This window comes from Variovorax sp. 05L425, assembly GCF_056397705.1.
On record NZ_JBFTNY010000019.1, the window covers coordinates 51316 to 65631 of the forward strand.

The following is a 14316-nucleotide window of genomic DNA, read 5'->3' on the forward strand; positions in this document are numbered from 1 at the left end:
AGAAACGAATGATCGTCGGCATGAACCACTTCACCGTGATCGCAGAGGACCCGAAGGCCACGCTGGATTTCTATACCGGGCTGCTGGGTCTCAAGGTCGGCCATCGACCCGATCTGGGCTTCGATGGCGCGTGGCTGTATGGCGAGGCCCCGCAGGCCGTGCTGCACCTTTACTTCGACCGACAGCCACCGGCACAACGCGCGGGCGTGATCGACCACATGGCCTTCACGGCACGCGGCCTGAAAGAGGTGAAAGCCCGCTTCGACCAGAGCGGCACGAAATACGAGCTGCGGCAACTGCCCGGCGCGGGAATCTGGCAGTTGTTCTGCCATGACCCGAACGGGGCGAAGGTGGAGCTGGATTTCGCGCCAACGGAGACGCTTTAGCGCCTCAGGTCGGCCGGCGCATCACCACCAGCTTCGGCGAGAGGCGCTGCACCACATCGCCGTGCTGATTCTTCGTCTCGCAACGCATCACCACCAACCCCCGCTCCGGCTTCGAGCGTGAGGGAATCACCTCCACCACCTCGCTCTCGACGCGCAGCACGTCGCCCGGCCGGGTCGGCTTGGGCCACTGGATCTCGCCGCCTGACCCGATCACGCCATTGGCGAGTGGAATGCCGCTGGTGACGAGCAGCCGCATCGTGATCGCCGCCGTGTGCCAGCCGCTCGCCGCGAGCCCCTGGAAGAAAGTGCTCTTTGCGATTTCGGCGTCCAGGTGAAAGGGTTGCGGGTCGAAGCGCGTTGCGAACTCGATGATCTGCGCCTCGTCCAGCACATGCTCGTCGCTGACGAAGCGATCGCCCGGCTTCAGGTCTTCCAGATACAGGTTCCGCGTGGCGGGGGTCAGTTGGGCCATGGTGTGTTCCTCGATCGACGCAGGCGGGCATCATTGTCGCGTGACGGGCGTCTAGTCTGCCTTGATGCCTGCAGCACGCACGATGCGGCCGTTGCTCTCATACTCGCTCGCGATCTCGTCGGCGAAATCCTCGATGCGACCGCCGGTCGGCACGTTGTCCGTGGCCAGCAGCTTGGCGCGCAGGTCGGGGCTGTTCAGCGCCTTGTTGATCTCGACGTTGTACTTCTCGATCAGGATCGACGGTGTTCCGCCCGGCGCAAAGACGCCGAACAACGACGACATGTTGGCCGCGGGATAGCCCAGTTCGGCCAGCGTCGGCACCTTCGGGAGCTTGTCGAGGCGCGCCGGTGCCGCCACCGCCAGCGGACGCAGCCTGCCCGCCTGAATCTGCGCAGAGACCGTCGCACCCGCATTGGTCGAAAGGATCTCGAACTGCCCGCCGATGGCGTCGTTCAGCTGCTGGCCGCCGCCCTTGTACGGAATGTGCGTGACGTCGATCTTGGCCGCTGCACGCAGCTGCTCCAGCACGACATGGCCCAGCGAAGCCTGGCCCGACGTCGCCCATCGAATGGCACCGGGCCGCGCTCGCGCGTCATCGAGCAGCGTCCGGAAATCGCGCGTCCCGGTGGCCGGCGTCGCCAGCAGCACCACGGGCGAATACATGACGCTCGCCACCGGCGCAATGTCTTTCATCGGATCGAAAGGCGACTTGCCCAGGTGCGGATTGAGCACCAACGGGCTGATCGCCGAAAAGCCCAGTGTGGCGCCGTCGGGCGCCGCCTTGGCGACCGCATCCATCCCGATGGTGCCGCTTGCGCCGGCCTTGTTCTCGACCACGAAGGTCACACCGAGCTGCGCTGCAAGCTTGTCGGCCAAGGCGCGCGCGACCACGTCGCTGACCCCGCCGGCCGGATACGCGACGATGAGGCGGACGGTCTTCGGCACGACCTGCGGCTGCGCCGCCATGGCAAACAACGAAAGACCCAGCGCCGCCACCACGCTGCGACGGCAAAAATTCAAAGGCATCGATACAACTCCTCGGTCATGTGATTGTCCAGCGATCGGCGAACTCGCTTCAGCCGCGCGGATGATGTTTGGCGTGCAATTGCTTCAGCCGCTCGCGCGCGACGTGCGTGTAGATCGTCGTGGTCGAGATGTCCGCGTGGCCGAGCAGCATCTGCACCGCGCGCAGGTCGGCACCGTGGTTGAGCAGGTGCGTCGCAAAGGCGTGGCGCAGCGTGTGCGGCGACAACGGCACATGAATGCCCGCCGCCAGCGCGTTTTTCTTCACGATGACCCAGAACATCATCCGCGTCATGCCGGCGCCACGGTTCGTCACGAAAAGGTCGGAAGTCTGCTGGCCGTCGAGGATGGCCGGGCGCGACTCGCGCAGATAGCGCTCGATCCAGCGCCGCGCCTCGCCGCCAAAAGGCACCAGGCGTTCCTTGCTGCCCTTGCCGAGCACGCGCAGCACGCCGTCGTTCAGGCTCATCTCGAACACCTTGAGCGCGACCAGTTCGCTCACGCGCAGCCCGCTGGCGTACATCAGTTCCAGCATGGCCCGGTCGCGCAGGCCCAGCGGCGTGTCGACGTCCGGCGTGGCCAGCAGGTCGTCAACCTGCTTTTCCGACAAGGTCTTGATCGCGCGCGGCATCTGCCGCGCCGGCGCCAGCCGCAGGCTCGGATCGGCGGCAATGCGCTGTTCGCGCAGCGCCCAGCGGTAGTAGCGCTTGAACACCGTGAGGCGCCGGTTGGCCGAGGTCGCCTTGCCCTTGTCGGAGAGGCGCACGCCCATGTAGGCCTGGAGATCGTTCTCCAACGCGGCATCCAGCGTCTTGCCGCGCTCGGCCGCTACCCAATTCGCGAAGAGCTCCAGATCGCGGCGATAGGCGGCCAGCGTGTTCTTGGAAAGTCCGTCCTCGAGCCAGAGGGCATCGATGAAGTCGTCGATTTCAGGCGTTTCGTTGGCCACGGTCATGCGGCGCAAGATAACAAAAGATCGAGGGGGAAAAACAAAAAGGCTCCCGAAGGAGCCTTTCTACCGTTGCCGGTGCGCGCTGCTTAGTAGCCGCCGCGACCGCCGCCGCCGTAGCCGCCACCACCGCCGCTGCGGTTGCCGCCGCCGCCGCCGCCGTAGCCACCGCCGCCACCACCGTAGCCGCCGCCACCGCTGCGACCACCACCGCCGCCGCCGAAGCCGCCGGGCGAACGGGGCTCCATGGGACGGGCTTCATTGACGGTGAGGTTGCGACCGCCGAGCGACTGCTCGTGCAGGCCCTGGATGGCTGCGAGAGCTTCGGAGTCGGTGCTCATTTCGACGAAGCCGAAGCCCTTGGAGCGGCCGCTGTCGCGCTCCATCATGACCTTGGCGCTGGCGACCGTGCCGTACTGGCTGAAAGCCTGTTCGAGATCGTTGTCGCGGATGGAGTAAGCGAGGTTGCCTACGTAAAGTTTCTTGCCCATGGAGGGACTCCTAATTCAAACCAATAACACAAAGCGATGGAGTCCCAATATCACAACAAACTAAACAGGCGCTGTGGCGCGAAACTGACCGATCACCGGTTCACGCGCGGACTTCAAGAGAACCGCGACGCGCGGGTATTGTCGTCGACTATTCGGCTTTTGGGTGAAATGTCTTGAATTGTCGCAATCGGACACATCATCCCGGTGCGTGACCTCGGGCCGACCCATGGGAGTGCCACGCGCACCATGACGGAGCGGTTGAGATTATTTCGCGCCTCTGCGGTGCATTTGCACGCCGGCCACTCGAAAAACCTTGCGCAACGACAGGCACAGGAAATGCTCTGCCAAGCATCGATTCCACCGAAAAATCGGCGCATGGGTGGGAGAAAGCAAGCCGAAAGCGGTGCGAACTCTCTTTAGGGGGTGTTCATCATGAAAAAAGCCTTCGCATCGCTGGCCTTGATCGGTGCGCTCGCGCTGTCGACCGCGAGTTGGGCGGAAGACAAAGCCACCACGGCGCCGGGCACGACGCCTGCGGTCTCGGCGGCATCACCGGCCGACACAAAGCCGGCCGCGACTGCAGCGCCTGCCGCTCCAGCCACCGCAGATGCCACCGCGCCCTCACCCAAATGCGGCGACAAGGGCTTCGACTGCAACAAGGGCGACGTCGCGTGGATGATGACTTCCACCGCATTCGTGCTGTTCATGACCGTCCCCGGGCTCGCGCTGTTCTACGCCGGCATGGTGCGCAGCAAGAACGCGCTGTCCACCGTGATGCAGAGTTTCGCCATCTTTTGCGTGATTGCGGTGCTGTGGGTCATCTACGGCTACAGCCTCGCCTTCACCGCCGGCACCAGTCCATTCATCGGATCGTTCGACAAGCTGTTCATGCGCGGCGAGGATCTGTCCACCGCGGTGGCGGCGACCTTCAGCAAGGGTCAGTACCTGCCGGACGCCGTGTACTGCATGTTCCAGCTCACCTTCGCGGCCATCACGGTGGCCCTGATCTGCGGCGCCTTCGCGGAGCGCTTCAAGTTCTCCGCGATGATCATTTTTTCCGTCCTCTGGTTCACCTTCGCGTATCTGCCGGTCGCGCACATGGTGTGGTACTGGGATGGTCCGGACGCCTACACCTCGGCGGCGGCGGCTGAGGCCGCCCAAAGCCATGCCGGAAAAATCTTCCAGTTGGGCGCCCTGGACTTTGCAGGCGGCACCGTGGTGCACGTCAACTCGGGAATCGCTGCGCTGGTGTGTGCCCTGGTCCTGGGCAGACGCGCCGGCTACGGCAGGGTGTCGATGGCGCCGCACAGCATGATGATGACGGCGATCGGCACCGGCATGCTGTGGATGGGCTGGTTCGGTTTCAACGCCGGTTCCGCGCTCGAGGCCACGGGTTCGGCGGGCATGGCGTTCTTCAACACCTTGTTCGGCACCGCCACCGCGGGCGTCACCTGGACGCTGACGGAATGGCTCGTCAAGGGCAAGCCCAGCGTGCTGGGAATCTGCTCCGGCATCGTGGCGGGCCTGGTGGCGATCACGCCCGCGGCTGGCTATGTGGGTCCGGTCGGCGCGTTTGTCACATGCGGCATTGCGGGCATCGTCTGCTTCTTCGCGGTCACGAAACTCAAGGCCTGGCTGAAGTACGACGACGCGCTGGACACCTTCGGCGTGCACTGCATCGGCGGAATCCTGGGGTCGCTGGGCACCGGGCTGTTCGTCAATCCGGCCTTTGGAGGCACCGGCGTTTTCGACTACGTGGCCAACAAAGTGGGCGACTTCGACGCCAGGGCGCAGATGATCGCGCAGTTGCAAGACATCGGCATCACCCTGGTCTGGTCCGCGTTCGTGGCCTTCGTGATCATGACGATCCTGAAATACACGATCGGCATCCGTTCCAGCGACGAGGATCAGGAACAAGGGCTCGACCTCGCCGACCACGGCGAAAAAGCCTACAACTTCTGATTCTCAGAGAGGCTCGGACAAGATCTTGAGCCCCAGCCAGGCCGCGCCGATCACCGCATTCACCGACACGCTCAAGGCGCTCGGCACATAGAACAGTGCCGATACCGCAGGCGCGCCAAGCAGGATTTCGACAACCCCGCCCAAACCGTACAGCAGCACCGCGCACCACAACCAGCGCCACATGTATGTGAGAAGCCAGTGCGCCTGGGACTGGTTGTGCCGCCGGGCCGCAGAGCGCTCGATGAGATTGCCCTGCGTGACGTCCAGGAAGAGCCACTCGAAAAAGAAGTAGCGGTACAGCAGAGTGCGGAATGTCAGCTCATGCACGGTCCATTTCCTTCTGATGGCGGTGCTCCGTCCCAGCCGCTTTTGACAGCGTGTGCAATGCCGGGTTCCAAGGCAGCGCCTTCGCGATGCCGTCATTCTGCTGTGAATCCGGGGAATCGGCTGTAGGCGGCTACGTATTTGCGAGCAGCAATTCCTCCGCATTGCTTGGCGGACGCAAGCCATCGGTCCTGCCCGAGAAGTAGCGCAGGGTCAGGTCCGCCGCCGAGACGTGCCGTGCTTCTGCGAAGCCGGCCTCGCGCGCCAGCGCCAGCATTTCCGGCGGGGTGAAGTAGCTGATGAAGGGCGTCCCGCTTGCCCGCGCGCCCTTCTCCGCCATCTCAAGCCCGGGACGCACTTCCGGGTCCGCCATTTCGAGCGGCAGCAGGAAGGTCATGGCGAGCGTCGATCCCGGGGCGAGTGTCGCGACCTGGCGCAGCGCGGCCGCGTTTGCCTCCTTGGTCAGGTACATGCTGACGCCGGTGGAGACCACGATGGCCGGCTCGCTCTCGTCGAAGCCGGCGGTCACAAGCCGGTCGCGCCAGGCTTCTCCCGCCTCGAAGTCGACCGGAACGAAGCGCAGCCACTCCGGAATGCCGTAGCCGAGTTCGACCAGGCGCTGACGCTTCCATGCCTGAGGACCGGGCGGGTCGACCTCGAAGACTGTCAGGCGCGACGCGATCTCCGGCCTCCGCTGCGCGAAGCTGTCGAGGCCGGCGCCGAGGATGACGTATTGCCCGAGCCCGCGGGCGGCCTGTTCGACGACCAGATCCTCGATGAAGCGCGCACGCGCCACGATGGAGGCGCGGAAAGGACGCGTGAACTGCGGGTCCATGTCCCCGCGGCTGCGCCAGTCCTTGTCCGGGGCCAGCAATTGCAGGCCGACCTGGTCTTCCAACACATGCGGCGATGGGTCGGCCTCGACATGCAGGGCGCGCCACAAGGCGACTCGCGCTGCCGTGCTGTCGGGTGCTGCATCCGGCTTGTCGTTCATCGCATTCCATCCTTTCAAGTGGCTGCGCATCAGGTCAGGTTGAAGTCTTGCGGCACTGCCTCCGGCTCGGGCGGCGTCTCGCCCATCATTTCCCTGAGAGTCGCCTCGATCATTCGCGACATCGCGTCCAGCGGCAGATCGTTTGCCTCGGTGCCGAAAGGCTCCTCGATTTCAGCCGCGAGCGCTTCGAGGGCGAAGAACGTATAGGCGATGAAGGCGACGACCACCGGCGTCATGGGCCCGATGGCGTCGACCAGCCCGAAGGGCAGCAGCACGCAGTACAGGTAGATCGTCCGGTGGATGATCACCGCGTAGGTAAAGGGAATGGGCGTGCCGGCGATGCGTTCGCACCCGCCCAGCGCTTCGGTCAGTCGGCCCAGCGGGACTTCCATGGCCTGAATCAGCGCGGGCGGCAAGCGGCCGCTGGCGCGTCGATCCCTCAGCCATTCGCCAGCCATCAGCAGCAGCATCGCCGGCTTGTAGCGTACTGGCGCCAGGCGCGATGCATCTTCGGGTGAAAGCAAACGATCGAAATCCGGCGTCGGCTCGGTACCGCGTAACTGATGACGAAGCGCGTGCACGAAGGCGATCAGCCGCGCTGCGAGTCCTCCAGCCTCCGAGGGCGGATCGGCCAAGGTCAATGCCTGGCGCAGCAGCGATCTGGTTTCATTGAGCACGGCGCCCCATAAAGTGCGCGCTTCCCAATAGCGCGCGTAGCTCGTGCTGTTGCGAAAGCCCAGGAAGATGGCCAGCGTCAGGCCAATGAGCGAAAAGGGTACGAAGTTGAGCGGGATCTTCCACTGAAACACGCGGCCGTGCAGGACGGTCACGAGAACGGCGAAAGCAGTGGTCGCCAGGAGTTGCACTGCGATGCTCGGCAACACGGACCCGCGCCAGACGAAGAGCATGCGCAGCCAGTGCGGACGCGGTCGAACGATCATGACCGCCGCGAGCGCTGAACGACAGGAACTGCATCCATCGAGAGATCATAGTGGGGCCGATCTCCGTCGGTCCGACGGATGAATCACGCGCGCCACGGCCGCCGGGGCTGTCAAGCCGCCGCCGCCGGCCTCTCGCCGAACACTTCCTCGTACCGCTTCTCCAATTCATCGACCGTCTCCTGGGCCTGCCACCAATCCTTCTCGGCCCTGCTGTGCGAGCGCACGGTCTTGCACAGGTCCTTGACCAGAATGTCGTAGTCGAACTTGCGAAGCTGCAAGCGCTTGCATCGAAAATCGTCGTGGTCGAAGCACTTGAGCAACAGGGCATAGCACCTCAGCTCGGTGACGAGGATGACCATGGTTCGCTCGGCCTCGGCGGGTTCGAACTCGACGAGATCCTTGACGGCCTTCCTGGCGCTCTCGTACGCGAGGAACAACATATAGACCACGTCGGTGATCGACTCCCTCCAGGCATCCGGCGTGACCTTCGTCGGTTGGGCGAGCCGCCGCATCAAGTCGCGCATTGCCTTCATGTAGGTGTAGAACTCGACGATGTTGTTGACGACCTTCGCCTCGAGCAACTGCAAGTCCCGAGCGTTGTTGTCGAACACCGGGAAGTACTGCTCTTCGGAGACGAAGGTGTAGGAGCCCGACGACGATGCACCGTCGCCCGTTCGGCTGACGGGCATGTCAGGGGAGTTTCCGGCATTGGCGCGCTCGTACATTTCGACGTAGCGCGTGCTGACATCGAGAATCGTGCCGACCCTGCAAAGCGTGCCGATCTCGCAGGCAAACAGATCCACGACACCGAGCCTGGTGGAAGCGGCGCGATAGGCCCAGGCGATAACGACGCCGCCTACCGTGAGCACCGACCCCGCATACAGCTTCGAAAGCGGCTGCAGCAGATCCTTGAGGGCGTCGAGATGCAGGCACGACGCAACGACCTGCACGAAGATAAACACCAGACAGGCAAGCAGTACGGACAGGCCCAAGGTGAACATCAGCTTGAGGTCGACCACGTGCGCGGATCGAAAGAACCGGTAGAGCGTCGATGCGACTTCCTTGGCGCTGGCGTCCTTGTCGGAGATGAGCCCCATGGCCCGGAGCAATGCTCGCGGAGAGAGCCCGACCAGCAGATTCAGCCGGTGGGGCTGGCCAGTGGACCGAACGGCGGGCTGAACAGTGAGTGTTTCGGACATCCTGGGACTCCCCCATGCCGCGCTGCCGCGGCCCGGCCCGTGGATGCCCAGCAAACGAAGGTCGCCAGAGAGGCTCCCGAGCGCCACTGCATGCTTTCACGAAAGCCTGCAGGGCGCATCGCCCGAAGTGAGGAGATGCTCTTCAGTCGAGCTGCAGCTTCTGCTTGACGACCACGTCCTTGTAGATGGCGAACTCGGCCTTGATCTGCTCGGCGAACTGCTCGGGCGTGTTGGCCACGACGAGCGAGCCGGTGTCCTCGATGCGCTTGCGGACGGCGGGGTCTTCGACCGACTTCTTGACGCCGGCATTGATCTTGTCGACCACGTCCTTCGGCAGGCCCTTCGGGCCCAGGATGCCGTAGTAGGCCATGCGGTTCACGGGCTCCAAGCCGACTTCCTTGAAGGTCGGCACATTCGGCAGTTCCTTCAGGCGCTGCGGTGCCGACACCACGATCGGCACCAGCTTGCCGGCCTTGATGAAGGGCAGGGTCGATGGGATGTTGTCGAACATGATCAGCACCTGGCCGGCCACGACGTCGTTCAGCGCCGGCCCGGCGCCGCGATAGGGAATGTGCGTGACGTAGGTGTTGGTGAGGCTCTTGTAGAGTTCCATCAGCAGGTGGCCGATGCCGCCGGTGCCTGACGAGGCGTACGAATACTTGCCCGGGTTCTTCTTCAGTTCGGCGACGAACTCTGCGTAGTTCTTCGCGGGGAAGCTCGGGTTCACCGCGATGATGTTCGGCGTGGCCGCGATGTTGACGATCGGCGTGAAGTCGTTGATCGGGTCGTAAGGCGTCTTCGGGTTGATGGCCGGATTGGCCGCGGTGCTCGACACGGTCGCCACGCCGAGCTTGTAGCCGTCGGGCGCGGCCCGCGCGGTTTCCGCAGCGCCCACGATGCCACCTCCGCCTGCGCGATTGATGACCACCACGCTCTGGCCGAGCGCCTTGCTCAGCGGCTCGGAAATCACGCGCGCCACGATGTCGGTGGTGCCGCCGGGCGCGAAGGGGACCTGCAACTCGATGGGCTTGTTCGGATAGCCCTGCGCCCAACTGGACGTTGCGAACGCGAGCAGCGAGGCAGCGCCGGCGAGCGCATTCCATTGACGACGGTTCATTGATTGGCCTCCTTGAGCCACGAAATGAAAGCCACGATGCTACCGGCTCGCTCCTCTCTCCGCTTCGTGGATAACCCACGGCCCGCGCCGTTATCCTCGACCGGGTGAACTATGCGCAACTGCTCTTCCCCGATTTCTCTCTCATCGCATGCGGCTGGCTGTTGTGCCGCTACACCGCACTCGATCGCCGTGTCTGGGACCAGGTCGAAAGCCTGGTGTATTACTTCCTCTTCCCGGTGCTGCTGTTTCATTCGATCATCCGCAGCCCTCTTGATTTCGGCGCCACGTCGAACCTGCTCACCGCAGGTGTAGGGGTCGGGCTCTCCGGCATCGCGCTGGCGTATGCCCTGCCCTTTCTGCCGCTGATCGGCTCGCACATCGACCGTCGCGATCATGCGGCGAGCGCGCAGGTTTCGTTTCGCTTCAACTCGTTCATCTGTCTCGCGCTGGCTGAACGCCTCGGCGGGCCCGAGGGCCTGCTCATGATCGCCGTGCTTATCGGCGTGTGCGTGCCGCTCTTCAACATCGCGGCCGTGTGGCCGATGGCGCGACATGCGCAAACCGGCTTGGCGCGGCAACTGGTGCGCAACCCGCTGATCATCGCCACGGTGACCGGCCTCATCGCCAACGTACTGGGCCTCGCAGTGCCGACCTGGCTGGCGCCGACGCTGTCGCGCATTGGCGCAGCATCCCTTGCACTGGGCCTGATGGCGGCGGGCGCAGGCATGCAGTTCGCGACGCTCGCGCGCGGCAAGGTGCTGGCTGCGTCGGTGCTCGCCATCCGCCATCTGGCGCTGCCCCTGATTGGATGGAGTTTGTCGACGGTGCTGAAGCTCGATGCGTCGCAGGCGGCCGTTCTGATGACCTTCTCGGCCGTGCCGACCGCGTCGAGCGCCTACGTGCTGGCCGCACGCATGGGCTACAACGGCCCGTACGTCGCGGGACTGGTGACGTTGTCGACGGTGCTCGGCGTGGCAAGTCTTCCCTTCGCGCTGGCGCTGATCAGCAGCTAACATCCGCTGATGCGTCCCTCCCTCCTGGCCGTTGCCGCCGCAGCCTCGCTCGCAGGCATGGCGCAGGCGCAGGACTACACGCACTACCGCGGCGCCTGGAACGGACCCTTCCTGTTCTATGTCGCGCAGCAGGACACCGGCGCACTGGGGCCACCGGCGGTCTATCCGGGCACGCTCCAGATCGAAGCCGATGGCGCCGTGCGCGGCAGCGTGCCCGATGCGGCCTGCATGATGACGGGGTCCAGCACGGACTACATCTCAGCGATCAATGCGTCGATCGATCTCGATGTGAGCGGTTGCCGGGACGCGCGCTTCAACGGCCACTACAACGGGAAGCTGCTCAACAACCCGGTGTTGAAGTACGGATCGCTCCGGTTGAGTTCGATCCGCTCGATGGATGCCGGAACTGCCCAGATCTCGGCCATCATCCGCCACTGACGTCCAGCGCCCATTCGACATGCTCGCGCACCAGTGCGCTCGGGTGCGTGCGGCGCGTGGCCAACGCGGCGCGAGCGCTTTCGTCGCCGGCCCTCAGCGCATTGCCCAGCGCCACGGCCACGTTGCGCAGCCAGCGCTCGTGGCCGATGCGCCGGATCGGGCTGCCTTCGGTGTAGCGGAGAAAGTCTTCCTCGCTCCAGGCGAAGAGCTCGCTCAGCTGGCAGCCGGTGAGCCCGTCCCTCGCATCGAAGTCCGGCAACGTGCTCTTCTTCGCGAACTTGTTCCACGGACAGATCAGCTGGCAGTCGTCGCAACCGTAGATGCGGTTGGCCATCAGCGGCCGAAGTTCGAGCGGGATCGACCCCGCGTGCTCGATGGTCAGGTAGGAGATGCAGCGCCGCGCATCGAGCCGATAGGGCGCGATGATGGCCCGCGTCGGGCACACGTCGATGCAGGCACTGCAGCTTCCGCAGTGCGGCGTGACGGGTGCGCTCGGCGGCAGCGCCATGTCGACATAGATCTCGCCCAGGAAGAACATCGAGCCCGCCTCGCGGTCGAGCACCAGCGTGTGCTTGCCGCGCCACCCCTGGCCGCTGCGCGATGCAAGCTCGGCTTCGAGCACCGGGGCCGAATCGGTGAAGGCGCGATGGCCGAAGGGCCCCACTTCTTCCGCGATGCGCTCGGCGAGCTTCGACAGACGCGAGCGCAGCACCTTGTGATAGTCGCGGCCTCGCGCATACATCGACACGATGCCCTCGCCCGGCCGTTGAAGCCTTGCGAACTCCACGGCCTGCCAGTCGTCCGGCGTTTTGCGCGGCAAGTAATCCATGCGCGCCGTGATCACCGACACGGTGCCGGGCACCAGCTCGGCCGGCCGCGCGCGCCGCGTGCCGTGGGCGGCCATGTAATGCATGTCGCCATGAAAACCTTCGGCCAGCCACTGCATCAAGCCCGCTTCGGCGCTCGACAGATCGACACCCGCGACCCCGATTTGGGAGAATCCCAGCTCCCGGGCCAAGGCCTGAATCCGAATCACGAGTTGATGGCTGCCGATCACCTGCCGATTGTAGAAACGCACAGCGCCACACGGGTCTGGCGAACCGAAGACGATACGGATGCATTGGCGCGCGCGCTGGCGCGATCGCCCGCCATGCGCGACGCCTTCATTTCGCTGCAAGGCGACCTGGGCGCCGGCAAGACGACCTTCGTTCGCCACCTGCTGCGCGCCCTGGGCATCACAGGTCGCATCAAGAGCCCGACCTATGCGGTGGTCGAACCGCACGAAGCGCCGGACGGGCTCGCCATCTTCCATTTCGACTTCTACCGCTTCAGCGATCCGCGCGAATGGGAAGACGCGGGCTTCCGTGACATCTTCGCCGGTCCGGGCATCAAGTTGGCCGAATGGCCCGAAAACGCTGCGGGGCGCATCCCGCTTGCCGACCTCGCTATTAAAATCGAAGCAATGACCGACGACACTCGCACTGTGACCCTCCGTGCCAACACACCGCGCGGCACCCGGTTGCTGGCCGACGCCGCATGAGCGCCGCGCCGAGCTCGATGAGCGCAGCATTGACTCCAAAGGGACTCAAGCGACGCGCGCTGCTGCAAGGCGGCAGCCTCGCCCTGCTGCTCGGCGTGCAGGAGATCGCCCGGGGCGCCACCATCGTGGCGGTCCGCGTCTGGCCCGCCGAAGACTACACGCGCGTCACCATCGAATCGGACGGCCGCCTGAAGTCGCAGCAACTGGTGGTCGGCAATCCACCCCGGCTGGCGGTGGACGTCGAAGGCATCGATCTCAATCCGGCGCTGCGCGAGTTGGTCGGCAAGATCAAGCCTGACGACCCCTACATCAACGGCCTGCGCGTCGGACAGTTCGCGCCCAGCGTGGTGCGCATCGTCTTCGACCTCAAGCAAGCAGTGGCGCCGCAGGTGTTTTCGCTGGCACCCGTGGCGGCGTACCGCGACCGGCTTGTGCTCGATCTCTATCCGCAGCAGGCGATCGATCCCCTCGAAGCGCTGATTGCCGAGCGCATGCGAGAAGCCTCCAAGGGGCCGGCCGTTGCCGGCGCGGCGCCACGAAGCGCTCCGCCGCCGGCGGAAGCACCCGATCCGCTCGGCGAGCTGATGGCGCAGCAGGCAGCGCGTCCGCCGCAGCCCTCTCCTGCACCCGGCAATCGGCCACCGGCGGGCGCCGGCCTGCCGCTGCAAGTGCCGCCCGTGGCAAGCGGGCCGCCGCCAACCGTCGCGCGCGGTGGCGCCACGGCGAACCAGACGGATCGCATCATCATCGTCGCGCTCGATCCGGGCCACGGCGGCGAAGACCCTGGCGCGACCGGATCGAACGGCACGCGCGAGAAAGACATCGTTCTGCAGATCGCGCACCGGCTGCGCGAACGCATCAACGCGAGCAGCGTCAACGGCAACCCCATGCGCGCATTTCTCACGCGCGACTCGGATTTCTTCGTGCCGCTCGGCGTGCGCGTGCAGAAGGCGCGCCGCGTGCAGGCCGACCTGTTCGTGAGCATCCATGCCGACGCGTTCACCACGCCTGACGCCCGCGGCGCGAGCGTGTTCGCGCTGAGTCAGAGCGGCGCATCGAGCAGCGCTGCCCGCTGGCTCGCCAACAAGGAAAACTCGGCCGACAGCGTCGGCGGCGTGAACGTGGGCTCCCATGAGGTTCAGGTGCAACGCGCCATCCTCGACATGAGCACCACGGCGCAGATCAACGACAGCCTCAAGCTCGGCGGCGCGATGCTCGGCGAGATCCGGGGCATCGGCGCCCGCCTCCACAAGGGTCAGGTCGAGCAGGCCGGCTTCGCGGTGCTCAAGGCGCCCGACATCCCGAGCGTGCTGGTCGAGACGGCCTTCATCAGCAACCCCGAGGAAGAAGCCAAGCTGCGCAGCACGGCCTACCAGGAAGACCTTGCGGATGCGCTCATGCGCGGCATCCAGCGCTACTTTGCGCAGAACCCGCCGCTGGCGCGCAGCCGGCAGCTGTAGCGCTTAT

Annotated in this window: 16 protein-coding genes; 6 read left to right on the forward strand and 10 right to left on the reverse strand. The window is 65.1% G+C overall.

Features of this window, described 5'->3' with window-relative positions:
• The first annotated feature begins 8 nt into the window (after positions 1-8).
• Entirely contained in the window at positions 9-386 is a 378-nt protein-coding gene (locus tag AC1DN9_RS21065; RefSeq protein WP_478103449.1) for a VOC family protein, read from the forward strand.
• A 4-nt stretch (positions 387-390) separates the two neighbouring features.
• Here the strand turns inward: AC1DN9_RS21065 and AC1DN9_RS21070 are convergent, their stop codons facing one another.
• The 4 genes from AC1DN9_RS21070 to AC1DN9_RS21085 all read right to left on the reverse strand — a co-directional run bounded on the left by AC1DN9_RS21070 (position 391) and on the right by AC1DN9_RS21085 (position 3321).
• Positions 391-858, reverse strand: a complete 468-nt coding sequence (locus AC1DN9_RS21070) for a MaoC family dehydratase (RefSeq protein WP_478103450.1) — start codon at positions 856-858, stop codon at positions 391-393.
• Positions 859-909: 51 nt separating this feature from the next.
• Positions 910-1884 (reverse strand): Bug family tripartite tricarboxylate transporter substrate binding protein, encoded by a 975-nt coding sequence (locus AC1DN9_RS21075; protein WP_478103451.1) that lies wholly within the window; start codon positions 1882-1884, stop codon positions 910-912.
• Between the two features lie 49 nt (positions 1885-1933).
• Positions 1934-2836, reverse strand: coding sequence for a site-specific tyrosine recombinase XerD (xerD, locus tag AC1DN9_RS21080; RefSeq protein ID WP_478103452.1), 903 nt, complete (start codon positions 2834-2836; stop codon positions 1934-1936).
• Between the two features lie 83 nt (positions 2837-2919).
• The gene (locus AC1DN9_RS21085; RefSeq protein WP_478103454.1) at positions 2920-3321 is read right to left on the reverse strand and encodes an RNA recognition motif domain-containing protein; all 402 of its coding nucleotides are present in this window, start codon (positions 3319-3321) and stop codon (positions 2920-2922) included.
• A 432-nt stretch (positions 3322-3753) separates the two neighbouring features.
• Between AC1DN9_RS21085 and AC1DN9_RS21090 the strand changes: the two genes are divergently transcribed.
• Positions 3754-5283, forward strand: coding sequence for an ammonium transporter (locus AC1DN9_RS21090; RefSeq protein WP_478103455.1), 1530 nt, complete (start codon positions 3754-3756; stop codon positions 5281-5283).
• A gap of 3 nt (positions 5284-5286) precedes the next feature.
• On the opposite strand, the gene AC1DN9_RS21095 is transcribed toward AC1DN9_RS21090, so the two are convergent.
• From AC1DN9_RS21095 to AC1DN9_RS21115, 5 genes are all read right to left on the reverse strand, one after another.
• Positions 5287-5610 (reverse strand): hypothetical protein, encoded by a 324-nt coding sequence (locus AC1DN9_RS21095; protein ID WP_478103457.1) that lies wholly within the window; start codon positions 5608-5610, stop codon positions 5287-5289.
• Positions 5611-5740: 130 nt separating this feature from the next.
• Positions 5741-6601, reverse strand: a complete 861-nt coding sequence (locus AC1DN9_RS21100; protein WP_478103458.1) for a class I SAM-dependent methyltransferase — start codon at positions 6599-6601, stop codon at positions 5741-5743.
• A 29-nt stretch (positions 6602-6630) separates the two neighbouring features.
• Positions 6631-7542: a bestrophin family protein gene (locus AC1DN9_RS21105; RefSeq protein ID WP_478103459.1), complete on the reverse strand. Its 912-nt coding sequence runs from the start codon at positions 7540-7542 to the stop codon at positions 6631-6633.
• A gap of 110 nt (positions 7543-7652) precedes the next feature.
• Positions 7653-8741 carry a hypothetical protein gene (locus AC1DN9_RS21110; protein ID WP_478103460.1) on the reverse strand — a complete coding sequence of 363 codons (1089 nt, stop codon included), beginning with the start codon at positions 8739-8741 and terminating at the stop codon, positions 7653-7655.
• A gap of 142 nt (positions 8742-8883) precedes the next feature.
• Positions 8884-9858 (reverse strand): tripartite tricarboxylate transporter substrate binding protein BugE, encoded by a 975-nt coding sequence (locus tag AC1DN9_RS21115; RefSeq protein WP_478103462.1) that lies wholly within the window; start codon positions 9856-9858, stop codon positions 8884-8886.
• 104 nt (positions 9859-9962) lie between these two features.
• On the opposite strand from AC1DN9_RS21115, the gene AC1DN9_RS21120 reads away from it, so the two are divergent.
• Positions 9963-10871, forward strand: coding sequence for an AEC family transporter (locus AC1DN9_RS21120; RefSeq protein WP_478103463.1), 909 nt, complete (start codon positions 9963-9965; stop codon positions 10869-10871).
• 9 nt (positions 10872-10880) lie between these two features.
• On the forward strand, positions 10881-11309 hold the full coding sequence (locus tag AC1DN9_RS21125; RefSeq protein ID WP_478103464.1) for a hypothetical protein: 429 nt from the start codon (positions 10881-10883) through the stop codon (positions 11307-11309).
• On the opposite strand, the gene queG is transcribed toward AC1DN9_RS21125, so the two are convergent.
• Complete coding sequence (queG, locus tag AC1DN9_RS21130) at positions 11296-12366, reverse strand: tRNA epoxyqueuosine(34) reductase QueG (RefSeq protein ID WP_478103466.1); 1071 nt, start codon at positions 12364-12366, stop codon at positions 11296-11298. The two genes, AC1DN9_RS21125 and queG, sit on opposite strands and share 14 nt — an antisense overlap.
• On the opposite strand from queG, the gene tsaE reads away from it, so the two are divergent.
• Together tsaE and AC1DN9_RS21140 are read left to right on the forward strand one after the other, a co-directional pair.
• Positions 12352-12849 (forward strand): tRNA (adenosine(37)-N6)-threonylcarbamoyltransferase complex ATPase subunit type 1 TsaE, encoded by a 498-nt coding sequence (gene tsaE, locus AC1DN9_RS21135; protein WP_478103467.1) that lies wholly within the window; start codon positions 12352-12354, stop codon positions 12847-12849. The genes queG and tsaE overlap by 15 nt on opposite strands.
• Before the next feature lie 17 nt (positions 12850-12866).
• Positions 12867-14309 (forward strand): N-acetylmuramoyl-L-alanine amidase, encoded by a 1443-nt coding sequence (locus AC1DN9_RS21140; RefSeq protein ID WP_478103468.1) that lies wholly within the window; start codon positions 12867-12869, stop codon positions 14307-14309.
• Positions 14310-14316: the final 7 nt, after the last annotated feature.